The 22895-nt window shown below is 73.6% G+C and carries 14 protein-coding genes; 6 read left to right on the top strand and 8 right to left on the bottom strand.

The window, feature by feature from the left end; genetic code table 11:
* The coding region (locus QSK22_RS31550) for a non-ribosomal peptide synthetase (protein ID WP_285498135.1) at positions 1 to 10127 on the bottom strand (10127 nt) is incomplete at its 3' end.
* A gap of 406 nt (positions 10128 to 10533) precedes the next feature.
* Positions 10534 to 12069, bottom strand: a complete 1536-nt coding sequence (locus tag QSK22_RS31545; RefSeq protein WP_285498134.1) for an amino acid adenylation domain-containing protein — start codon at positions 12067 to 12069, stop codon at positions 10534 to 10536.
* Positions 12070 to 12364: 295 nt separating this feature from the next.
* Here QSK22_RS31545 and sbnA point away from each other — a divergent pair, with 295 nt between their 5' ends.
* Genes sbnA through QSK22_RS31530 form a run of 3 tightly spaced genes read left to right on the top strand, consistent with a single transcriptional unit; the run spans position 12365 to position 14759 of the window.
* Complete coding sequence (gene sbnA, locus QSK22_RS31540) at positions 12365 to 13480, top strand: 2,3-diaminopropionate biosynthesis protein SbnA (RefSeq protein WP_285498133.1); 1116 nt, start codon at positions 12365 to 12367, stop codon at positions 13478 to 13480.
* On the top strand, positions 13477 to 14493 hold the full coding sequence (sbnB, locus tag QSK22_RS31535) for a 2,3-diaminopropionate biosynthesis protein SbnB (protein WP_285498132.1): 1017 nt from the start codon (positions 13477 to 13479) through the stop codon (positions 14491 to 14493). The genes sbnA and sbnB overlap by 4 nt, the downstream gene beginning before the upstream one ends.
* A gap of 32 nt (positions 14494 to 14525) precedes the next feature.
* Positions 14526 to 14759 carry a hypothetical protein gene (locus tag QSK22_RS31530; RefSeq protein ID WP_285498131.1) on the top strand — a complete coding sequence of 78 codons (234 nt, stop codon included), beginning with the start codon at positions 14526 to 14528 and terminating at the stop codon, positions 14757 to 14759.
* 11 nt (positions 14760 to 14770) lie between these two features.
* Here the strand turns inward: QSK22_RS31530 and QSK22_RS31525 are convergent, their stop codons facing one another.
* On the bottom strand, positions 14771 to 15754 hold the full coding sequence (locus QSK22_RS31525) for an aldo/keto reductase (protein WP_285498130.1): 984 nt from the start codon (positions 15752 to 15754) through the stop codon (positions 14771 to 14773).
* 47 nt (positions 15755 to 15801) lie between these two features.
* Entirely contained in the window at positions 15802 to 16380 is a 579-nt protein-coding gene (locus QSK22_RS31520) for a Uma2 family endonuclease (protein ID WP_285498129.1), read from the bottom strand.
* A 164-nt stretch (positions 16381 to 16544) separates the two neighbouring features.
* Between QSK22_RS31520 and QSK22_RS31515 the strand changes: the two genes are divergently transcribed.
* On the top strand, positions 16545 to 17663 hold the full coding sequence (locus tag QSK22_RS31515) for an acyl-CoA dehydrogenase family protein (RefSeq protein ID WP_285498128.1): 1119 nt from the start codon (positions 16545 to 16547) through the stop codon (positions 17661 to 17663).
* Here the strand turns inward: QSK22_RS31515 and QSK22_RS31510 are convergent.
* The gene (locus QSK22_RS31510; RefSeq protein WP_285498127.1) at positions 17638 to 18048 is read right to left on the bottom strand and encodes a DUF2000 domain-containing protein; all 411 of its coding nucleotides are present in this window, start codon (positions 18046 to 18048) and stop codon (positions 17638 to 17640) included. The genes QSK22_RS31515 and QSK22_RS31510 overlap by 26 nt on opposite strands.
* 51 nt (positions 18049 to 18099) lie before the next feature.
* On the opposite strand from QSK22_RS31510, the gene QSK22_RS31505 reads away from it, so the two are divergent.
* A complete protein-coding gene (locus QSK22_RS31505) occupies positions 18100 to 18927 on the top strand; it encodes an AraC family transcriptional regulator (protein WP_285498126.1) in 828 nt (275 codons plus the stop codon).
* Between the two features lie 49 nt (positions 18928 to 18976).
* Positions 18977 to 19981, top strand: coding sequence for an ADP-ribosylglycohydrolase family protein (locus QSK22_RS31500; protein WP_285498125.1), 1005 nt, complete (start codon positions 18977 to 18979; stop codon positions 19979 to 19981).
* A gap of 15 nt (positions 19982 to 19996) precedes the next feature.
* Here QSK22_RS31500 and QSK22_RS31495 read toward each other — a convergent pair whose 3' ends face one another.
* The 3 genes from QSK22_RS31495 to QSK22_RS31485 all read right to left on the bottom strand — a co-directional run bounded on the left by QSK22_RS31495 (position 19997) and on the right by QSK22_RS31485 (position 22874).
* Positions 19997 to 20419: a TIGR03668 family PPOX class F420-dependent oxidoreductase gene (locus tag QSK22_RS31495; protein WP_285498124.1), complete on the bottom strand. Its 423-nt coding sequence runs from the start codon at positions 20417 to 20419 to the stop codon at positions 19997 to 19999.
* A gap of 88 nt (positions 20420 to 20507) precedes the next feature.
* The gene (locus QSK22_RS31490; RefSeq protein ID WP_285498123.1) at positions 20508 to 21158 is read right to left on the bottom strand and encodes a class II aldolase/adducin family protein; all 651 of its coding nucleotides are present in this window, start codon (positions 21156 to 21158) and stop codon (positions 20508 to 20510) included.
* A gap of 165 nt (positions 21159 to 21323) precedes the next feature.
* The gene (locus QSK22_RS31485; protein ID WP_285498121.1) at positions 21324 to 22874 is read right to left on the bottom strand and encodes an AMP-binding protein; all 1551 of its coding nucleotides are present in this window, start codon (positions 22872 to 22874) and stop codon (positions 21324 to 21326) included.
* Positions 22875 to 22895 lie beyond the last annotated feature (21 nt).

The raw sequence follows: 22895 nt of genomic DNA, 5'->3' as shown, positions 1-22895 counted from the left end.
TACGCCAACGCACCCCACAGCTCCCACACGGTGAAGTCGAAGGCGTAGGAGTGGAACAACGTCCACACATCATCCGGCCCGAAATCGAACCAGCACTCCGTCGACCGCAGCAACCGCACCACATTGCCATGCGGAACCACCACACCCTTCGGACGACCCGTCGAACCCGAGGTGTAGATGACGTACGCCGGATGGTCCGGCGACAGCGGGACGTTGAGGTTCGTGTCGTCGTAGCCGGGCGCGTCCACATCCTCCGGCCCGAGGACCAGCGCGGGACGGGCGTCGTCGAGCATGAAGGCGATCCGGTCGGCCGGATAGTCCGGGTCGATCGGCACATACGCCGCCCCCGCCTTGAGCACCCCCAAGACCGCCACGACCAGGTCCACCGAACGCGGCAACCGCAACGCCACGAACCGCTCCGGACCGGCCCCCCGCTCCACCAGGCGACGCGCCAACCGATTCGCCCGAGCATTCACCTCCCCATACGTCAACGACACACCCTCACACGACACCGCCACCGCACCCGGACGAACCGCCGCCTGCGCCTCGAACAGATCAACGATCGTCGAGGAATCCGACGGTTCGCCGGCGGTGCCGCCGGCCCACTCTTCGAGCAGGACGCGGCGTTCGGCGGGGTCCAGGACGTCGATCGCGCTGATCGGGGTGCCGGGGTCGGCGAGCAGCGCCGCGAGGAAGCGTTCGAAGCGGGCGGCGAGGCGTTCGACGGTCGGCGGGTCGTAGAGGTCGAGGGCGTATTCGAGTTCGCCGTCGAGCCCGGCGGGCCGGCCGGAGGGGTCGAGCCGCTCGGTGAGGATCATGAGCAGGTCGAAGCGGGACACGCCGGCGTGCAGCGGTTCGGGTTCGGCGCTGAAGCCGGGTGCTTCGAGCCGGGCCTGCGGGTTGTTCTGGAACGTCAGGCCGACCTGGAACAGCGGGTGGCGGCCCATGTGGCGCGGCGGGTTGAGCACCTCCACCAGGCGTTCGAACGGCACGTCCTGATGGGCATAGGCGGCCAGATCGGCCTCCCGCACCCGCGCCACCAGCTCGCGGAACGACGGATCGCCAGAGGTGTCGGTCCGGAAGACGAGCATGTTGACGAACATGCCGACCAGGTCGTCCAGCGCGTCATCCGTACGCCCCGCCACAGGCGACCCGATCGGAATGTCGGTCCCGGCACCCAGCCGCGTCAGCAGGGCGGCGAAGGCGGCCTGGGCGACCATGAAGGGGCTGGCGCCGGTCTCGCGGGAGACCCGCAGCAGGGCCTCGTGCAGGTCGGCGCCGAGCCGGAAGGGGACCGTGCCGCCGCGGTAGGACGCCTCGGCCGGACGCGGCCGATCAGCAGGCAGCGCCAGCTCCTCCGGGGCGCCCGCCAACGCCTCACGCCAGAACGCGATCTGCCGCGAGATCAGACTGTCCGGATCGTCCTCCGAACCGAACAGCTCCCGCTGCCACAACGCATAATCCGCATACTGCACCGGCAGCTCCGCCCACCCCGGCGCACGCCCCTCCACCCGCGCCGCATACGCGCCGATCACATCGCGCGCCAGCGGCGCCATCGACCAGCCGTCACCCGCGATGTGGTGCAGCACCAGCAGGGCGACATGCTCGTCGGGGGCGAGGCGGAACAGGTGGGCGCGCAGCGGCGGTTCGGCGGAGATGTCGAAGGGGTGTCCGGCGGCGGCCGCCAGCAGGACCGGCAGTTCGGCGTCGGTGGTGTCGGTGACGTGCAGTTCGGGCCGGGCGGCGGCCGGGTCGAGGATGAGCTGGCGCGGCACGCCGCCGCTGTCGGGCAGGATCGTGCGGAGCGACTCGTGCCGGGTCACCACGTCGCCGAGGGCGGCGCGCAGCGCGTCGTGGTCGAGGGCGCCGCGGATGCGCAGCGCCAGGGGCATGTTGTAGGTGGCGGACGGGCCTTCGAACCGGTTGAGGAACCACAGGCGCCGCTGCGCGTACGACGGCGGGATCACCTCGGGCCGGTCCCGGCGTTCCAGCGGCGGGCGTCCCGTTTCGCGGGCGGCGCCGAGGAGGGCGCACAGCCCCGCGACGGTGGGCGCCTCGAACAGGGCCCGCACGGGCAGTTCGACGCCGAGGGCGCGGCGGACGCGGCTGACGACCCGCATCGCGATCAGCGAGTTGCCGCCGAGCGCGAAGAAGTCGTCGTCGATGCCGACGCGGGCGACGCCGAGCAGGTCGGCGACGATGGCGGCGACGGTCTTCTCGCGGGCGTCGCGCGGCGCGCGGTAGGGCGCCGCGGCCGGCGCCGCCGCCAGGTCGGGGCGCGGCAGGGCCTTGGTGTCCACCTTGCCGTTGGGGGTGAGGGGCAGCTCGTCCAGCACGACGACGGCGGACGGCACCATGGCCTCGGGCAGGTGCTCGCGCACGTGGGCGCGCAGTTCCTCGACGTCGATCGTCTGGCCCGGGGCGGGGACGACGTAGGCGACGAGCCTCTTCACCGGTGGCGGGGCGGCGGGGCGGCGGAGGTCGTCGGCGCCGGGCAGCCGCAGCGCGCCGATCGTCACCTCGGGGTCGGCGGCGACGGCCTCCAGGACGTCGACGTACCAGGTGGCGAGGCGTTCGGCGGTGTCGCGGTCGAACAGGTCGAGGGCGTACTCGACGGTTCCGGTGAGGCCGCCGCCGTCCCGGGCCGGTTCCAGCATGAACTCCAGGTCGAACTTGGCGACCGCGGCGTCCACCGGTTCCACGGCCACGCGCAGGCCGGGCAGGTCGGTCGACGCCTCGGGGTTGTTCTGCAGGGTCAGCATGACCTGGAACAGCGGGTGCCGGGCCAGGGACCGCCGCGGGTTCAGCACCTCCACCAGACGCTCGAACGGCACGTCCTGATGGGCGAACGCCGCCAGGTCCGCCTCCCGCACCCGCTCGAGCAGCTCGGCGAACGCCGGGTCGCCGGAAGTGTCGGTACGCAGCACGAGAGTGTTGACGAACACGCCCACCAGGTCGTCCAACGCCCGGTCCGTGCGTCCCGCGACCGGCGAACCGATCGGGATGTCGGTGCCCGCGCCGAGCCGGGTGAGCAGCCCCGCCAACGCCGCCTGCAGCACCATGAAGACGCTGACGTGGTGGCGGCGGGCCAGGTCGGCGAGCGCCTGGTGGAGCCGTTGCGGCACGTCGAAGGAGACCTGGCCGCCCCGGTAGGAGGCGCGGTCGGGGCGGGGCCGGTCGGCGGGCAGGGCGATCTCGTCCGGCAGGCCCGCCAGCGCCGTGCGCCAGAACGCGATCTGCCGTGCGGCCAGGCTGCCCGGGTCGTCCTCGTCGCCGAGCAGGTCGCGCTGCCACAACGCGTAGTCGGCGTACTGGACGGGCAGCGGCTCCCAGTCGGGGGCGTGCCCGTCGCGGCGGGCGAGGTAGGCGGTGATGACGTCGCGGGCGAGCGGCGCCATAGACCAGCCGTCGCCGGCGATGTGGTGCAGCACGATCAGCAGCACGTGCTCGTGCTCGCCGAGCCGGTACAGGTGGGCGCGGACGGGCAGGTCCCGGGACAGGTCGAAGCCGCGGGTGGCGGCCGTGAACAGCGCGCCGGGCAGGTCGCCGCCGGGCGCGATGCCGGTGATCTCCAGCGGCGGGTCGGCGTCGGCCAGGACGCGCTGATGGGCGCGGCCGTCGTGGTCGCCGAAGACGGTGCGGAGCGACTCGTGCCGGGCCACGACGTCGCGCAGCGCGGCGCGCATGGCCGCGTAGTCGAGCGCGCCGGTCAGCCGCAGCGGGATCGGCATGTTGTAGGTGGCGGTGGGTCCCTCCAGGCGGTTGAGGAACCACAGCCGTTCCTGCGCGTGCGAGACGGGCAGCGGGTCGGGGCGCTGGTCGGGGGGCACGGGCCGCAGCGGGGGGCGTTCGGCCCGTGCGCCGGACGCGGCGCGTTCGGCGAGCCCGGCGACGGTGGAGTTCTCGAACACCGCGCGGACGGGCAGCTCCACGCCGAGGGCGGCGCGGGCGCGGGCCGCGACGCGGGTGGCCTTGAGCGAGTCGCCGCCGAGGTCGAAGAAGTCGTCGTCGATGCCGACCCGTTCCACGCCGAGCACGTCGGCGAAGATCCCGCACAAAATCTCCTCGCGGGCGTCGCGCGGGGCGCGGCCCCCGGCGGAGGCGGCGGCGAGGTCGGGGGCGGGCAGCGCGGCCCGGTCCAGCTTGCCGTTGGGAGTGAGCGGCAGCGCGTCCAGCACGACCACGGCCGACGGGACCATGTAGTCGGGTAGTGTCGTGGCGGCGAACGTGCGCAGTGCCGCGGTGTCCGGGGCGGCGGCGCCCGGCGCGGGGACGACGTAGGCGACCAGGACGGTGTCTCCGGCGGCGTCGGTGCGGGCGATGACGACGCTCTGCGCCACGTCCGGGTGGCCGGTCAGGACCGACTCGATCTCGCCGGGTTCGATGCGGAACCCGCGCACCTTCACCTGGTGGTCGACGCGGCCCAGGTACTCGATGTCGCCGGTGCGGGTCCAGCGCACCAGGTCGCCGGTGCGGTACATGCGCTCACCGGGCGGGCCGAACGGGCAGGCCACGAACCGTTCGGCGGTGAGCGCCGGGCGGCCCAGGTAGCCGCGGGCCAGGCCGTCTCCGGCGATGTACAGTTCGCCGGGCACGCCGACCGGCACCGGCCGCAGCGCCCCGTCCAGCACGTAGGCGCGGGTGTTGGCCATGGGGCGGCCGATCGGCGCCGTGCCCTCGGCGTTGCCGTCGTCGAACCAGCCGGTGACGAACACGGTCGCCTCGGTGGGCCCGTAGATGTTGGACAGGCGCGCGCCGGGCACGCGTTCGCGGGCGTCCCGCAGCAGCCGCGCGGGCAGCGCCTCGCCGCCGAACGCCAGGTCGTCGACGCGCAGCCGCAGGCCGTCGCGGGCCAGCAGCACCGCCAGGGCGGAGGGGACGCCGCTGACCAGAGTGCCCTCCCAGCCGCCGCGTTCGGCGACCTCCAGCAGGTCGCGCACCACCTCGACGCGGCCGCCGACGGTGAGCGGGACGAGCCACTCGAAGACCGACACGTCGAAGTTCAGCGACGTGGAGAACAGCACGCGGCGCAGCCGGTCGGCGCCGTAGAACGCCGTGCCGCCCGCGCAGAAGTCGGCCAGGGCGGAGTGCGGGATGACGACGCCCTTGGGGCGGCCGGTGGACCCGGAGGTGTAGATGACGTACGCGGCGTGGTCCGGGCGAAGGGGCCGCACCCGGTCGGCGTCGGTGACGTCGGCGTCGGAATGCGCGGCCAGGTCCAGGGCGTCCAGCTCGACGCGCGGTGCACCTGCGGGCAGCGTCGTCGCGGTCGTGGTGACGACGCAGGCCGGGGCGGCGTCGTCCAGCATGAACGCGATACGGTCCGCCGGATAAGCCGGGTCGATCGGCAGGTAGGCGGCCCCGGTCTTCAACACCGCAAACGCCGCCACCACCAGGTTCACATCACGCGGCAGCGCCAGCCCCACCCGATCCTCCGGGCCGACGCCCAGACCGATCAGATGACGCGCCAGCCGGTTCGCCCGCGCGTTCAGCTCCCCATACGTCAGCGTCGCCCCGCCGTGCGCGACGGCAGGCGCGTCGGGCGTGCGGGCGGCCTGCGCCTCCACCAGCTCGGGTGCCAGGGCGTCCGGGACGGGCAGCGCGGTGTCGTTCCACTCGCCGAACAGGCGGTGCCGTTCGGCCTCCTCCAGCAGGTCGATCTCGCCGAGCCGGCGGCCGGGGTCGGCGGCGACGGCGGCGAGCAGCCGTTCCAGGCGGGCGGCCATGGACCGGGCGGTGTCGGCGTCGAACAGGTCGGCGGCGTATTCCAGACGGCAGTCGATCCCAGCGGGGTTCCCGGCGGCGTCGCGGCGCTCGTCCACCAGCAGCGCCAGGTCGAAGCGGGACACGCCGGTGTCGACCGGCTCCAGCGCGACCGTCAGCCCCGGCAGCTCCACCCGCGCCGACGGATTGGTCTGCATCGAGATCATGACCTGGAACAGCGGGTGCCGGGCCAGGGACCGCCGCGGGTTCAACACCTCCACCAGACGCTCGAACGGCACGTCCTGATGGGCGAACGCCGCCAGGTCCGCCTCCCGCACCCGCTCGAGCAGCTCGGCGAACGCCGGGTCGCCGGAAGTGTCGGTACGCAGCACGAGCGTGTTGACGAACACGCCCACCAAGTCGTCCAACGCCCGGTCCGTACGACCCGCGACCGGCGAGCCGATCGGGATGTCGGTGCCCGCGCCGAGCCGGGTGAGCAGCCCCGCCAACGCCGCCTGCAGCACCATGAACAGGCTGGCGCGGCGCTCGCGGGCCAGGTCGGCGAGCGCGGCGTGCAGCCCGGCGGGCAGTGTGAACGGCACCTGTGCGCCCCGGTAGGAGGCCCGTGCGGGGCGCGGCCGGTCGGCGGGCAGTTCGAGCTGGTCGGGCAGCCCGGCCAGGGCCTGTTTCCAGTAGGCGAGCTGCCGTGCGGCCAGGCTGCCCGGGTCGTCCTCATCGCCGAGCAGGTCGCGCTGCCAGACCGCGTAGTCGGCGTACTGGACGGGCAGCGGCTCCCAGTCCGGCGCCCGGCCCTCGGCGCGCGCCGCGTACGCGGTGATCAGGTCGGCGGCCAGCGGCTCCATCGACCAGCCGTCCCCGGCGATGTGGTGCAGCACGATCAGCAGCAGGTGCTCGTCGCCGTCGTCGCGGCGGCCGAGGCGGAACACGTGCGCGCGGACGGGCAGGTCGCGGGTCAGGTCGAAGCGGCGGGTGGCGGCGGCGAGGATCTCCCGGCGGCGTTCGTCGTCGGTGGCGTCGGCGAGGTCGGCGACCGTCAGCACCGGGTCCACCTCGTCGGGGTGGCGCAGGATCCGCTGGTGCGGCTCGCCGCCGATCTCGGTGAACACGGTGCGCAGGGCCTCGTGCCGGGCCAGCATGTCGTCCATCGCGGCGCGCACCGCGTCCAGGTCGAGCCTGCCGGTCAGCCGCAGCGGGATGGGGATGTGGTAGACGGCCGAGCCGCCGTCCAGGTCGTTGACGAACCACAGCCGCCGCTGCGCGTACGACACGGGGAGGGGGTCGGGCCTGGGCCCGGCCGTCAGCGCGGGGCGCCGCCCGCCGGAGGTGTCGAGGCGCGCGGCCAGGGCGGCCACGGTGGGCGCCTCGAACACCGCGCGGACGGCGAGATCGCCGCCGAGGGCGGCGCGGGCGCGGGCCGCCACGCGGGTGGCCTTGAGCGAGTCGCCGCCGAGGTCGAAGAAGTCGTCGTCGATGCCGACCCGTTCCACGCCGAGCACATCGGCGAAGATCCCGCAGAGGATCTCCTCGCGGGCGTCGCGCGGGGCGCGGCTTGCGGGGGACGCGGCGAGGTCGGGGGCGGGCAGCGCGGCCCGGTCCAGCTTGCCGTTCGGGGTGAGCGGCAGCGCGTCCAGCACGACCACGGCCGACGGGACCATGTAGTCGGGCAGTGTCGCGGCGGCGAACGCCCGCAGCGCCGCAGGCTCGGCGGTCCGTCCGGGGGCGGGGACGACGTAGGCGACCAGGGTCGTGTCCCCGGCGGCGTCGGTGCGGGCGATGACGACGCTCTGCGCCACATCCGGGTGGCCGGTCAGGACCGACTCGATCTCGCCGGGTTCGATGCGGAACCCGCGCACCTTGACTTGATGGTCGGCCCGGCCCAGGTACTCGATGTCGCCGGTGCGGGTCCAGCGCACCAGGTCGCCCGTGCGGTACATGCGCTCACCGGGCGGGCCGAACGGGCACGCGACGAAACGTTCGGCGGTGAGGGACGGGCGGCCGAGGTAGCCGCGGGCCAGGCCGTCGCCCGCCAGGTACAGCTCTCCGGGGGCGCCCACGGGGGCCGGACGCAGTGCCGCGTCGAGCACGTAGGCGCGGGTGTTGGCGAGGGGCCGGCCGATCGGGGCCGTGCCTTCGGCGTTGCCGTCGTCGTACCAGGCGGTGACGTAGACGGTGGTCTCGGTCGGGCCGTAGATGTTGGAGATGCGCGCGTCGGGCAGCAGCCGCCGCAGCTCGCGCACCAGCCGGGGCGGCAGCGCCTCGCCTGCCAGCACCACGTCCGTCGCCGACAGGTCCAGGCGGCCCGCGCCCAGCAGCGCCGCCATCGCCGACGGCACACCGCTGATGAGCGATCCGTGCCAGCCGCCCCGTTCGGCCACCTCCAGCAGGTCGCGCACCACCTCGACGCGGCCGCCGACGGTGAGCGGGACGAGCCACTCGAAGACCGACACGTCGAAGTTCAGCGACGTGGAGAACAGCACGCGGCGCAGCCGGTCGGCGCCGAAGTCGCGCGCCGCCCACGCGCAGAAGTCGACGGCGTTGGCGTGGGACACCACGACGCCCTTGGGCCGGCCCGTGGAACCGGAGGTGTAGATGACGTAGGCGGCGTTGCCGGGGCGCAGCGGGCGCACCCGGTCGGCGTCGGTGACGTCGGCGTCGGAATGCGCGGCCAGCTCCAGGGCGTCCAGCTCGACGCGCGGTGCACCTGCGGGCAGCGTCGTCGCGGTCGTGGTGACGACGCAGGCCGGGGCGGCGTCGTCCAGCATGAACGCGATACGGTCCGCCGGATAAGCCGGGTCGATCGGCAGGTAGGCGGCCCCGGTCTTCAACACCGCAAACGCCGCCACCACAAGGTTCACATCACGCGGCAGCGCCAGCCCCACCCGATCCTCCGGGCCGACGCCCAGACCGATCAGATGACGCGCCAGCCGGTTCGCCCGCGCGTTCAGCTCCCCATACGTCAGCGTCGCCCCGCCGTGCGCGACGGCAGGCGCGTCGGGCGTGCGGGCGGCCTGCGCCTCCACCAGTTCCGGCACGACGGCCGGCGGCACCGGCACGGCGGTGTCGTTCCACTTCTTCAGCACCAGGGCGCGCTCGGCGGCGTCCACGATCTCCACGTCGCCCAGCCGCGTGGCCGGATCGACCCGGCCAAGCGCCCGCAGCAGCCGCAGGTACCGCTCCTGGTGGGCGGCGACCTCTTCGGGCGTGTAGAGGGCGGGGTGCGCGTCGAAGTCGACGCGCAGGCCGGCGCCGTCGAAGTTGTCGTAGATGTTGATCGACAGGTCGTCCACCGGCCCGGTGGTGAGGGCGTGCATCCGCCCGGGCAGGCCCGCGAAGTCCAGCCGGTAGTCGAAGGGCATGATGTTGATGACCGGGCCGTGCAGGCGGCGCCGCTCGCCGAGCAGCCGCAGGTCGCGCAGCAGGTCCTCGCGCCGGTAGCGCTGGTGGCGCAGCAGCCGGGCGGCGGTCCGGGAGGTGGTGCGCACCAGCTCCTCGACGGTCATGCCGGGCCGGACGGCCACCCGCAGCGGCAGGATCGTGGCCAGCATCGCGGGCGTGGCGAGGGCCAGCTGCGACGCGCGGCCGCTGACCGCCATGCCCAGGATCACGTCGTCGGTTCCGGTCATCCGCGCGACGTACGCGGCGGTCGCGGCGATCGCCAGCGCGGGCGAGGCGGTGCGCAGCCGCCGCGCGCCGGCCGCCAGCGCGGCCGTCTCCTCCGGTGACAGCCGGGCGATGCGGCTGAGGTAGTCGGCGGTCGGTTCGGCCAGGCCGTCGCTCAGGCCGACGGCGAGGGGGCGGTCGGCGAACCGCTCCGTCCAGTAGGCGCGGTCGCGCCGGAAGCGGTCGGACGCGCGGTAGGCGGCCTCCTCGGCCAGCACCTCCCGGTACGAGCCGCGCGGGGCGGGCCGGTACTCCTCGCCGCGGGCCAGCCGCGTGTACAGCTCGGCGGCGCGGCGGCTGATGATCGAGCCGCTGTAGGCGTCCTGGATGACGTGGTGGGCGCGCAGGAACCACCAGTGCAGGCCGGGCGCGAGGCGCAGCAGGGCGGTCGTGTACAGCCGGTCGGCGTCCAGCGGCAGCGGCTCGGCCAGGCGGGTGCGCATCCAGGCGCGGGCGGCGGCGCGCGGGTCCGCCTCCCCGGTCAGGTCCACCAGCGGGATCGCCGCCGTCGGGTCCGGGTCGAGGATCTGGCAGGGCTCCCCGTCGCGTTCGACCAGGCGCACGTGCAGCGCCTCGACCTCGTGCGCGGCGATACGCGCCACGCGGTCGAGCAATTCGTGGTCGACCGGGCCCTCGATCTCGATGTACTGCGCGATGTGAATCGGCGTATCGGGCGCCAGCTGCTGGGCGTACCAGATCGCCCGCTGCGCCGACGAAAGGGGCACGTACTCAATGGAGGACATCAAGGCAAATGCTTTCCCGGTCGCGGGGGGATTCGATTTTCGCGAAGAGTGACCACCGAACTTCGGGCCGTTTCTCCGTCCCCTTTCCCCGAGTACCGCCCGGCACCCCGTGCACCGAGCGCGCCGCCGCGGTCGCGGTCCGGCTGGACGGACGGGTGCGCGCGACCGCCACTCCGCCGGCCCGGATGGGGGTCCGCCCTCCGACCTCGCCTACCGCCGAGTAGCGGGCCCACAGTCAACCAGCCCGCGCAGCGCACTGGCAATCCCCCAAAAAGTAGAAGTTGACCACGTGAAATGCTCACGACCGTGACAAAAGAGCGGGCACACCGCCCCGCCCCGCGGCCTCCGGACGCGCAGGATGTGACAAAGGAGGACAACCGAAAAGGGACGGCGTGATTACGCTGCGTTATGATCCGGGGGGCGCCTCGTGGACGACGACGGCGGCGGCGCCGACGGACGGATGCCGCCGCAGCACGGCCTCGATCTCGCCCAGCTCCATCCGGACGCCCGCGATCTTGACCTGGCGGTCCACCCGGCCCAGGTACTGCAGCACGGGCCGGTCCCGTCCGCCCTCCCCCGGCGGCAGCAGCCTGACCGCGTCGCCGGTCCGGTAGAGGCGTCCGCCCGAGTCGAACGGGTCGCGGTAGAACGCGGCGCGGGTGCGTTCGGGGTCGCCCAGGTAGCCGCGTCCCACGCAGATGCCGCCGACGAACAGCTCGCCGGTCTCGCCGATCTCGCAGGCGCTCCAGGGGCCGCCCTCCCCCTCCTCGGGCGAGGGGGCGCGCAGCACGTACAGGCGCGCGTTGATGATCGGTGTGCCGATGGGCAGGCGCAGCAGGTCCAGGTCGCCCTCGGTCACGGTGTGGTGGGTGACGTCGTCGGAGCACTCGGTGGGGCCGTAGGCGTTGAGCAGCCGCGCCTGCGGCATCGCGGCCAGCCAGCGGCGGGCCAGCTCGGCGGGCAGCTCCTCGCCGGTGGCGATCATCCAGCGCAGCCCGGCCAGCGCGTCGGCCTGGCCGGGCGCGGCCGCCAGGTCGTCCAGCAGGTGCCGGACCATGGTCGGCACCAGCTCCGCCACCGTGATGGCGCGGCGCCGCACGGCCTGCGCGAACGCGACCGGGTCGTGCGCCGTCGCGTCGTCGACCACCTCCACCCGGCCGCCCACCAGCAGCGGGCACAGCATCTGCCAGACCGAGATGTCGAAGCCGAGCGGGGCGGTCTGGGCCACCGCGTCGGCCCCGGTCAGCCCCAGGTCGACGATCTTGGCGTACAGGTGGTTGATCATGCCGCGGTGCTCGACGACCGCGCCCTTGGGGCGGCCGGTCGAGCCCGAGGTGAACAGCACGTACCGGGGCTGGTCCAGGGACTCCAGCCGGGCCGGGCCCGGCCACGGCGGGCACCCCGCGGCGTCCCCCGCGCGCACGATGCGGCAGCCCGCCGCGCGCGCCCCCTCGGCCAGCGCCGAGCCCTCCGCTGAGGCGTCGTCGGCGGCCAGCAGCAGGCCGGCCCCCGCCTGGGTCAGGACGTCGCGGACGCGGGCGGCGGGCCAGGCGGCGTCGGCGGGCACGTACAGCGCGCCGACCAGCTCGATCGCCAGGAACGCGGCCACCACGGCGGCGCACCGCTCCCCGCCGACGCCCACGACCGTGCCCGGACCGGCGCCCGAGCGCTCCAGCAGCGCGGCCAGGCGGCGCGCCTCGGCGGCCAGCTCGGCGTAGGTCAGCGCGCGGTCGCGGTCGCGCACGGCGGGCCGGTCGCGTTCGGCCGCGATCCGCTCGATCCGCGCGATGACGGGTTCGTCCAGGTCGACGGCGTGCTCGCGGGTCATCTTGTGCCGGTCGGCCAGCCGCCTGGCGCGGGCGACCTCGGTCTCCGGCAGCGGCGGGACGGGCAGTTCGTCCAGGGTGAGCAGCCGGTCGACGGCCCGTCCGCGAACACTCATGATCACTCTCCGTGAGATCAGACGTCGTCCCCGTCATCGGCGGAAAACCGCCGCGGCGTCAGCTTATGGCGCCTTGTGGGCAGATTCCCGCTTTCCACACTACCCACGGGTAAGCAGGGGGTTGCGGGGCGACATGCCCGAAGGTACGGTGATGATCCGCCATGGGACTCTTCGTCTCGGGCGTGGATTCGGGGGGAACTCGGGAAGCGCACGGAAAGTCATTCGCGGAGAATTCGGCACGGTTCCGGGGGCCTCCACCGAACCGCTAATTGATATTTTGTTCGAGGGTGGCAGCGTGCCCATCATCAGCTCGCCGCAGGACTTCAATGTCGAGGATCTCTACGTGGACCTCCGGCCGGTGCTCGGCTGTCCCCTCTACCTCAAGTGCGAGGGCTTCAATTTCGCCGGGTCGGTCAAGCTGAAGGCGGCCGCGCAGATGGTCGACGCGGCCGAGCGGGACGGCTCGCTGACCCCCGACTCGATCCTGGTGGAGTCGTCCTCGGGCAACCTGGGGGTGGCGCTCAGCATCATCGCCGCCGCCCGCGGCCACCGGTTCGTCTGCGTCACCGACCCGCGCTGCAACCCCGCCACCATGCGGCTCATGCGGGCCCTCGGCGCCGAGGTCCGGGTCGTCTCCCGCCCCGACGCGGCCGGCGGCTACCTGGCCAGCCGCATCGCCTACGTGCGGGAGCTGTGCGCCTCCGACCGCCGGTACCTGTGGCTCAACCAGTACGCCAACCCCAACAACTGGCTCGCGCACTACCGCGGCACCGCGCCCGCCATCGACCGCGGCTTCCCCGGCCTGGAGGTGCTGTTCGTCGGCGCGGGCACCACCGGCACCCTGATGGGCTGCGCCCGCTACTTCCGCGAGCGGGGGCGCCCGGTCACGATCGTGGCGGTGGACGCGGTCGGCTCGGTCACCTTCGGCGGCGTCCCCGGGCGGCGGCTCGTCCCCGGCCTGGGCACCAGCTGCCGCCCCGCGCTGGTCGACGAGTCCTACATCGACGACGTCGTGCACGTCCCCGAGGCCGACACCATCCGCACCGTGCACCGGCTGTCGGCGCACGGCTTCATGTTCGGCGGCTCCACCGGCACCGTGGTGTCGGGCGCCGAGCGGTGGCTGGCCGCCAAGTACCCCGGGGCCGACCCGGTCGCCGTCGCGATCGCACCCGACCTGGGCGAACGCTACCTGGACTCGCTGTACGAGGAGCACTGGCTGCGCCGCCACTTCCCCGACCTGGTGCCCGAGCTGTTCCCCGGCGCCGAGCCCGACCTGCAGGAGCCCGCCGAGGAGCCCTGCGCCGCGCCCGTCGGCGCGCCCGCCGACGCGCCCGGCGGCGAAGCGGCCCGGGAGCTGACCGCCGTCACCGACCTCACCGATCTCACCGACCCGCACCGGAGCCGCCCATGAACCAGCCCCCCTCCTTCGCCGTGATCTCCGGCGACCAGGTGAAGGACGCACTCGACGGCCGCGAGCAGCGGGTCGTCGAGACCGTCGAGGCCGCCTACCGGCGGCACGGCGAGGGCGGCACCGTCAACCCCGACTCCTACTTCCTGCGCTTCCCCGACCGGCCGTCCAGTCGGATCATCGCGCTGCCCGCCTCGCTCGGCCACGTGCACGGCATCAAGTGGATCTCCAGCTTCCCGGAGAACGTCGCGGCCGGGCTGCCCCGCGCGTCCGCCGTGCTGATCCTCAACGACGCCGAGACCGGCTACCCGTTCGCCTGCCTGGAAAGCTCGATCATCAGCGCGGCCCGCACCGCCGCGTCCGCCGCCCTGGCCGCGACCCGGCTCGCCGACGCGCGCGGCGCCCGCCCCCGCCGCGCCGGGTTCGTCGGCGCCGGGCTGATCGCCCGCTACATCCACACCTACCTGCGCGCCGCCGGGTTCGCCTTCGACGAGGTCGGCGTGCACGACCTGGCCGCCGCGCACGCCGAGGGCTTCAGCGGCTACCTGCGGCGCGCGGGCGAGACCGCCGTGACCGTGCACGACAAGGCCGAGGACCTCATCCGCTCCTGCGACCTGGTGGTCTTCGCGACCGTGGCGGGCGAGCCGCACGTCACCGACCCCGGCTGGTTCGCGCACGCGCCGCTGGTGCTGCACATCTCGCTGCGCGACCTGTCCCCCGAGATCATCCTGGCGTCCTGGAACGTCCTGGACGACGTCGACCACTGCCTGAAGGCCCGCACCTCCCCGCACCTGACCGAGGAGCTCGTCGGGCACCGCGACTTCGTCGCCGGGCCCCTGTACGACGTACTGACCGGCGCCCTCGTCCCGCCCGCCGACCGGCCCGTGGTCTTCTCCCCGTTCGGCCTGGGCGTGCTCGACCTGGCCGTGGGGCTGCACGTGTACGAGCACGTCGCCGCCGCGGGCGGGCTGCGCACCGTCCCCGGCTTCTTCCGCGAACTCGACCGCTACGGCTGAATCGCCCGCCCCCCGGCGGGCATGGGCCGGGCATGACCGAACAACGCGGCGACGTCCAGGAACTCACCGACTTCGAACTGGCGGTGTACGAGGCGGTCGCCGAGATCGACACCGACGGCGGCACCGCCGGCCTCGCCACGCTGACCCGGCAGCTCGACCGCCCCGAGGAGGACGTCCGCGCGGCGCTGGCGCACCTGCTGGCCGTGGGCCATCTGCGTACGTGCGGCACGGGCTTCGTCCTGGGGCCGCACGACTGGTCCCCGTGAGGCGCGTCCGATCAGAAGTGGCCGCTGACGGCGTGCGGCCGGTAGGGCGCCTCCAGGCGGGCCTTCTCGTCGTCGGTGAGCGTCAGCTCGGTGGCGGCGATCGCCTCGGCCAGGTGGGCCTCCTTGCTCGCACCGATGATCGGCGACACCACCCCGGGCCGGTCGAGCAGCCACGCGAGGGCGACCTGCGCCATCGACACGCCCCGCTCGCCGGCGACCGCCCGCACCGCGTCCACGACGTCGAAGTCGTTGTCGTCGGTGTAGAGGCTCTCGGCGTACCGGTCGGTGCGGGACCGAACCGTGTGGCGGCCGCCGTCGCGGTCGCGGGTGCCCGCGAGCAGGCCGCGGGCCAGCGGGCTCCACGGCGTGACGCCCACCCCCTGGTCGAGGCAGAACGGGATCATCTCCCGCTCCTCCTCCCGGTAGACCAGGTTGTAGTGGTTCTGCATGGACACGAACCGGGTCCAGCCGTTGAGCCGCGCGACGTACTGGGCCTTGGCGAACTGCCAGGCGAACATGCTGGACGCGCCGATGTAGCGGGCCTTGCCCGCCCGCACGACGTCGTGCAGCGCCTCCATCGTCTCCTCGATGGGGGTCTCGTAGTCCCAGCGGTGGATGATGTACAGGTCCACGAAGTCGGTGCCGAGCCGCCGCAGCGACGCGTCGATCCCGTCCATGATGTGCTTGCGCGACAGGCCCCGGTCGTTGGGCCCGGGCCCCACCGGGTTGTAGACCTTGGTGGCGAGCACGTAGTCGTCGCGGCGGGCGAAGTACTCGCGCAGCAGCCGCCCGGTGATCTCCTCGCTGGCGCCCTCGTTGTACATGTCGGCGGTGTCGAAGAAGTTGACGCCCGCCTCGACCGCCGCCCGCACGATCGGCGCCGCCGCGGCCTCGTCCACCGCCCAGGGCCGCGTCTGGCTCACCCCGAACGTCATCATGCCCAGGCAGATCCGCGACACCTTCAGCCCGCCGGCGCCCAGCCGCACGTACTCCATTGCACCGCCCCCGCGTAGACGATCTTTTTCAAGATCCTACGCGGGCGTCAGAACAGCTCGGAGGTGTCCAGCTCGAAGGCGAACGGCTCGGGCAGCCCGATCGGCCTGCCGAACGGCACGCGCACGTCGGCGAAGTAGTCGTCGTCCTTGGGCTCGCTGAACAGCGTGACCGTCTTCTTCTCCCGGTCCACCAGCAGGTACAGCGGTATCCCGGCGCGCGCGTAGCAGTGCCGCTTGTTCACCCGGTCGCGCTCCGGGTTCCTGGCGGTGACCTCAAGCACCATGTCGACGCCGTCGGCGGGCGACCACGAGCTGTCATCGTTGTAGAGGTCGGCCTCTTCACGGGCGAACGTGCCGTCCGGGGTGACGTGGTTCTCCGGGCTTCGGCCGTCGCCCGGAGCGACGAGGCCCTTGCTCCCCCAGAAGTCGAACCGGGTGTCGCTGTTCTGGTGGACCTGCCGGACGATCCTGCCGATGTTCTTGTCATGCCCGCCGCCGGGGGGTGGTGTCACGACGATCTCTCCGTCGATCAGCTCTGCTCGGTAACCGTCCGGGGTGTCAAAGGCGAGGAAGCCTTTGAGGAGGGTGCCCTCCTGCGTCCATGGTTCGTGGGCCGCGACGGTCATGCCCTGCTCCCTTCCTCGTCCCCGAGATTGTAGTCGCAGAACGCCACAGTTCATGTGCAGTTCGTAACGACCGACTCGCCCCCCGCGAGCCCGAGGTGGCACGTGCCCGCAGCCGTGCGGCAGGATGTGATTACCAAGCGGGCGTTTGGTTGGGAGGTTGGGAGATGGGGCCGGCTGTCGGCACCGAGGAGCAGCGGGAGCTGCGGGAGACGCTGCGGCGGTTCTTCGCCGACAAGTCGCCGAGCGCGCAGGTGCGGCGGCTGATGGCGACGGACGAGGGGTACGACCCGAAGGTCTGGGCGCAGATGGCCGAGCAGCTGGGGCTGCAGGGCCTGGCGATCCCCGAGGAGTACGGCGGGGCCGGGTTCGGGATGCGGGAGCTGGCCGTCGTCATGGAGGAGATGGGGCGGGCGCTGGTGTGCGCGCCGTTCCTGTCCTCGGTGGTGCTGGCCGGTTATGCGCTGCTGAACTGCGGCGACGAGGACGCCGCGCGCGAGCTGCTGCCGGGCATCGCCGACGGAAGCACGCTCGCCGCGCTGGCGTGGATGGAGGACGAGCGGTGGGACGTCCGGCACGTGCAGATGACCGCCCGGCCCGCCGAGGACGGCTGGGTGCTCGACGGCGTCAAGACCTACGTGCTCGACGGCCACGTCGCCGACCTGGTCCTGGTGGTGGCGCGCCGGGAGGGGCGGCCCGCGCTGTTCGCCGTGCACGGCGGCGCGGACGGGCTCACCCGGGCGCCCCTGACCACGCTGGACCAGACGCGGAAGATGGCGCGCCTGGAGTTCGACGGCGTGCGGGCCCGACCGGCCGGGGTCTACGACCCGCGCGTCATGGACATGGCGGCGGTGGCGCTGGCGGCCGAGCAGCTCGGCGGCGCTCAGCGGGCGCTGGAGATGACGGTCGAGTACGTCAAGGTGCGCCGCCAGTTCGGCAGGCCGATCGGCGGCTTCCAGGCGGTCAAGCACCGGTGCGCGGACATGTTCGTGCTGGTGGAGTCGGCCCGGTCGGCGGTGCTGCACGCCGCGGACACCGCCGACCGCGACCCGGACGGGCTGCCCGTCGCCGCCGCGCTGGCCAAGGCGTACTGCTCGGAGGCGTTCTTCCGCGTCGCCGCCGAGGCCGTCCAGCTCCACGGCGGCATCGGCTTCACCTGGGAGCACGACGCGCACCTGTACTTCAAGCGGGCGAAGGCGTCGCAGGAGCTGTTCGGGTCCCCGGCAGCGCACCGGGCCCGGCTGGCCGGGCTCGCCGGCATCACGGGTGCAGCGGCAGGCCCTTGAGCATCTTGTCCAGGGGGTTCTTCTTCTCGTACAGGGCCAGACCGACCAGCGGCATCTCCTCGGCGGCGACGGCGCGGACGGTGGCGCGGTTGTCGGCGTCGTTGCCGGTCTTGAACATGTCCTCGATGTAGACGGCCATGCTCGTCCCGCGGGCCAGGGCGCGGGCGTGGACGCGGGCGAGGTCCTCGGCGGTGCCCGCGTACACCAGCACGGGCTGCCGGAACATCGGCAGGTAGCGGTCGCCCGAGGCGTTCTCGTAGGGCTCGCCGATCAGATCCGGGTGCCCGGCGGCGACCGCGCCGGCCAGGAACGCGGTGACGTTCATCCGCTGCCAGGCGGCCAGGTCGTCCCGCACCACGATGGCGATCTTGGTGTCGAAGCGCATGCGGGCCATGCTGGCCGGGGGCGCCCTGGGCCGTCTTGTACGCTCGTGCGCATGACCGGCGAGTGGACCCGCTACTGGCGCGCCGGGGACCGGCCGCTGGAGGCCATGCACGCCCGCTTCGAGCGGCGCTCCTACCACCGGCACAGCCACGAGACGTACTCCTTCGGCGTCACCGAGGAGGGGCAGCAGGCGTTCCGGTGCCGGGGCGCGGCGCACACCAGCGCGGCCGGGATGGTCATGGCGTTCAACCCCGACGACCCGCACGACGGCGGGCCCGCCGACCGGATGGGGTTCACCTACCGGATCGTCCACCTGGGGCCCGAGCTGGTCGGCGACGTGCTCGCCGACATCGCCGGGCGCCCGGCAGGGCTGCCGCTGTTCGCCTCCCCCGTGGTGGAGGACCCGCTGCTGGCACACGGCCTGCGGGCCCTGCACCGCGCGCTGCTCGGCGACGCGACGCGACTGCGCCGGGACGAGCTGCTGACCCGCACCGTGGCGTCGATGGTGCGCCGCGCCGCCGCCCGCCCGGGCCGTGCGCCCGCACCCGTCCTGCCGCGGGGTGACGCACTGGTCGTCGAACGGGCCCGGGCGCGGCTGCACGACGGCCTCCTGGACGACCTGTCCGCCGACGAGCTGGCCCGCGAGGCCGGATGCAGCCGGTTCGCGCTGTACCGGGCGTTCCGGCGGGCGTACGGGATGGGCCCCAGCGACTACCAGCGCCAGCTGCGGCTGCGCGCAGCCCGCCGCCGCATCGCCCGGGGCGAGCCGATCGCCGAGGCCGCCGCGTGCACCGGCTTCGCCGACCAGAGCCACCTGACCCGGTGGTTCGTCCGCTGCTACGGCGTCACCCCGGCCGCCTACCGCCGCGCCGTCCGGTGACGCGGCGATTACGGCAGAATGCACGGCGAGGCGACGGTGAGGAGGAAATGTGGCGGGACGGGCCAGCGGCAGCATCTTCGGGCTGGCGTACGGGGACGCGCTGGGAAAGCCGACCGAGTTCCTCGACATGCGGCGGATCGAGGAGCGGTACGGGCCCGGCGGGCCGCGCGAGCCGGAGGGCGACCCGGCGCTGGTGACCGATGACACGCAGATGGGCCTCGCGGTGGGCGAGGGGCTGCTCGACGCGCTGGGCGACCCGCCGTTCACGCCCGATCTGATCACGCCGATCTGGCGGCGCCGGTTCATCGACTGGGCGCGCAGCCCCGACAACAACCGGGCGCCGGGCAACACCTGCCTGGAGGCCATCGGAAGGCTGGCCGAGGGATGCCCGTGGACGGAGGCGACCGTCATCGGCTCCAAGGGCTGCGGCGCGAACATGCGCGTCACGCCGCTGGGGCTGGCCCCGGGGCTGACGGACGAGCAGCGGTCCGGGGCGGCGCAGCTCCAGGCGGCGCTCACCCACGGCCATCCCACCGGGCTGGCGGCCAGCGAGCTGACGGCCTACACGGTGTGGTGGCTGCGGGAGGGGCTGGTGGCTCCCGAGGAGCTGCCCCGGGCGTTGCGCGAACGATGCCATGCGCAGCGCACCACGTACCACGAGCGGTGGCTGGGCGAGCTGTGGCGGCGGTCCGGCGCGCCCACCCCGCAGGAGTTCATCGCGCGCGGCTGGGACGAATGCCTGGCGGCGCTCGACCGCCTGGAGGCGGCCCTCGCCGCGGCCGACCGCGACGCCGACCCGTGCGCGGTGACCGGCGGCGGCTGGATCGCCGAGGAGGCGCTGGCCACGGCGCTGCTGTGCTTCCTGCTGTTCCCGGACGACCCGGTGGCGGCCATCCGGCGCGGCGCGGCCAGCTCGGGCGACTCCGACTCGATCGCATGCCTGGCCGGGGCGTTCGCGGGCGCCCGCCTGGGCATGGACGCCTGGCCCGCCGAATGGGCGACGCGGATCGAGTACGCCGACCGGCTGGCGCGCCTCGGCCGGGCGTGGGACTGAGCCGCCCGCAGTGCGTCACCCGGACGCCGACCAGCCGCTCCACGCGTCGATCGTGACGGCGATGACGGGCCCCTCGGGCGGCCGGTCGCGGTACTGGGCGTAGCGGTCGCGCAGCAGGGCGATCGGCGCGGCCATCTGCGCGTCGTCCTCGATGACGCGGGCGTGGCCGTCCGCGCGCACCCACCACAGGCGCTCCCAGTCGTCGTCGTAGTGGTCGGCCAGCACCGACACGTGCGGGTTGGCGCGGATGTTGGCCAGGCGGCGCAGGTCGCGGGACCGCTTGGGCTTGTGGTCGACGGCGGTGTAGAGGACGCCCCGGCGCACGGCGAAGGTCACCGGCACCAGGTGCGGGCGACCGTGCTCGTCCACGGTGGCCAGCCGGGCGACCGGGGCCGAGGTGAGCCGCGCCCACGCGGCGTCCTGCGTGAGCCTGGGCATACCCGCAGCCTGCCACGGATGCCGCCCGCGGCCCAGGGCGGGCCCGGGACGCGGCCGGGCGGCTCCGCGGCGGCGGCGAGGGGTGCCGTCACGCCTTGCGGCGCGGGTACTGCGGCGGGCGCAGGCCGCGCTCGGTGACCTTGGCCAGCTGCTCCTCGGTCAGGATGCGCGGCTCGCCGATCATCTTGGCGCGCACGTACACGCCGCACAGCCACTCCAGCAGGCGGGCGTTCTCGTACGCCTCGTCCAGGTCGCCGCCCAGGGTGACGCCGCCGTGGTTGCCCATCAACGCGGCCCGCCGGTCGCCCTCCAGGGCCTTGCGCACGTTGGCGGCCAGCTCAGGCGTGCCGTAGGTGGCGTACTCGGCGACCCGCACCACCCCGCCGAGCAGCAGCGTCGTGTAGTGGATGGCGGGCAGCTCGGTCATGGTGCTGGCGACCACGGCCCCGTAGGTGGAGTGGGTGTGCACGACCGCCGAGGCGTCGGACGCCTCGTAGATCGCCAGGTGCATGGGCGTCTCGGAGGACGGCGCCCGCTCCCCCTCCACGACCTGCCCCGACATGTCCAGGACCGGGCAGTCCTCGGGGGTCATCCGGTCGAGCATCATCCCGCCGGGGGTGACCGCCACCAGGTCGCCGACGCGCACGCTGATGTTGCCGGAGGACCCGGTCACCAGCCTCGTCTCGGCCAGCTGACGGCCGATCCGGCACACCTCGGCGCGTTCGTCCGCGAGCAACATGGAAATCTCCTTCACCTTTACTGGCTGCCACGCCGTACGCTATGGCTTTGCCGATCCGAAGGAGCGCCGGTCAAGATCGCGGTCAATGCGTCGGGGGCCGTCGGCGCCGGGCCGGGCGCGATGCCGGGCATCGGCTGCGTCCTGACAGCGCCGAAGGCGGGGGCGCTAGATGCGGCGGTCGTGGTCCTTCCAGTACGGGTCGCGCAGGATGCGCTTGTAGAGCTTGCCGGTCGGGGTGCGCGGCATGGCGTCGACGAAGTCGACCGAGCGGGGCGCCTTGTATCCGGCGAGCGCGGCGCGGCAGTGCGCGATCAGCTCGGCGGCCAGCGCGTCGGACGGCGCGAACCCGTCGGCCGGCTCCACGGCGGCCTTGACCTGCTCGCCGAACTCCTCGTCGGGCACCCCGAACACCGCCACGTCGCGCACCGCCGGATGGGTGATCAGCACGCCCTCGATCTCGGCGGGGTAGATGTTGACCCCGCCACTGATGATCATGTCGATGGCCCGGTCGGCGAGGTAGAGGTAGCCCCCCTCGTCGAGGTAGCCGATGTCGCCGGTGGTGAACAGGCCGTCGGGGCGGTGGATGGAGCGCGTCTTGTCCTCGTCGCCCCAGTACTCCACGTCGTCGCCGCTGGTGTAGCGGAACCACAGCCTGCCCGGTTCGCGGGGCGCGGCGGGGGTGCCGTCGTCGCGTAGCACCCGCAGCTCGGTGGTGGGCAGCGGGCGGCCCACGCTGCCCGGCCGCTCCAGCCACTCCGCCGAGCTGATCACCGAGTTCACCGACGCCTCGGTGGAGCCGTAGTACTCGTACACGACCGGCCCCAGCCAGTCGATCATGCGGCGCTTGACCTGCGGGGAGCAGGGCGCGGCGCCGTGCCAGACGGCCCGCAGGCTGGAGCCGTCGAACGCGGCGCGGACCGCCTCGTCCAGGCGCAGCAGCCGGACGAACTGGGTCGGCACCAGGTGCACGTTGGTGATCGCGTGCTCGTCGATCAGCCGCAGCGTCTCGGCCGGGTCGAAGCGGCGCCGCATCACCACCGGGCGGCCGCGCAGCAGGAAGACATGCGAGAACAGCCACTGCGCGGAGTGGTAGACGGGCCCGACCAGCAGGGACCGGCCGTCCTCGGGGATGTGCAGGATCTCGGCGAAGGTGTCGCCGATGAGCACGGCGGTGTCCAGCGGGGCCCCGGCGGTGACGAGCTTGCGGGTGACGCCCTTGGGCCGTCCGGTGGTGCCGGAGGTGTACATCATCGGGTAGCCCATGACCTGGTCGGCGGGCTCCCCGTCCGGCCCGCCGGCCAGGAACTCCTCGTAGGGGGCGAACCCGGGGACATCGCCGCCGACCGCGATGCGGGCGGCCAGGTCCAGGCCGTCTGCGGCCTCGGCGGCGACGTCGGCGAACGCGGCCTCGCTGAACAGCGCCCTTGCCCCCGAGTCGGTGAGCACGTAGCGCAGTTCGCCGGCCGTCCAGTGCCAGTTGACCAGCACGTAGCGCAGGCCGATGTGCCCGGCGGCGCACATCAGCTCGAAGTACTCGCGGCGGTTGCCGGAGTGGACGGCGATCGTGTCGCCGGTGCGCAGCCCCAGGGCGCGCAGGGCGTTGGCGAGGCGGTCGGTTCGGGCGTTCAGCTCGGCCCAGGTCGTGGCGCCCCGCTCGTCGGTCAGCGCGGCCTGGTCGGGACGGGATTCGGCGTAGGGACGCAGCAGCTCGGCCATGGCGACCTCCCGGCTGGACAA

The sequence above is a fragment of the Actinomadura sp. NBRC 104425 genome (assembly GCF_030269545.1).
Taxonomy (GTDB): domain Bacteria; phylum Actinomycetota; class Actinomycetes; order Streptosporangiales; family Streptosporangiaceae; genus Spirillospora; species Spirillospora keratinilytica.
This window is presented reverse-complemented; position numbering and strand designations above follow the sequence as displayed.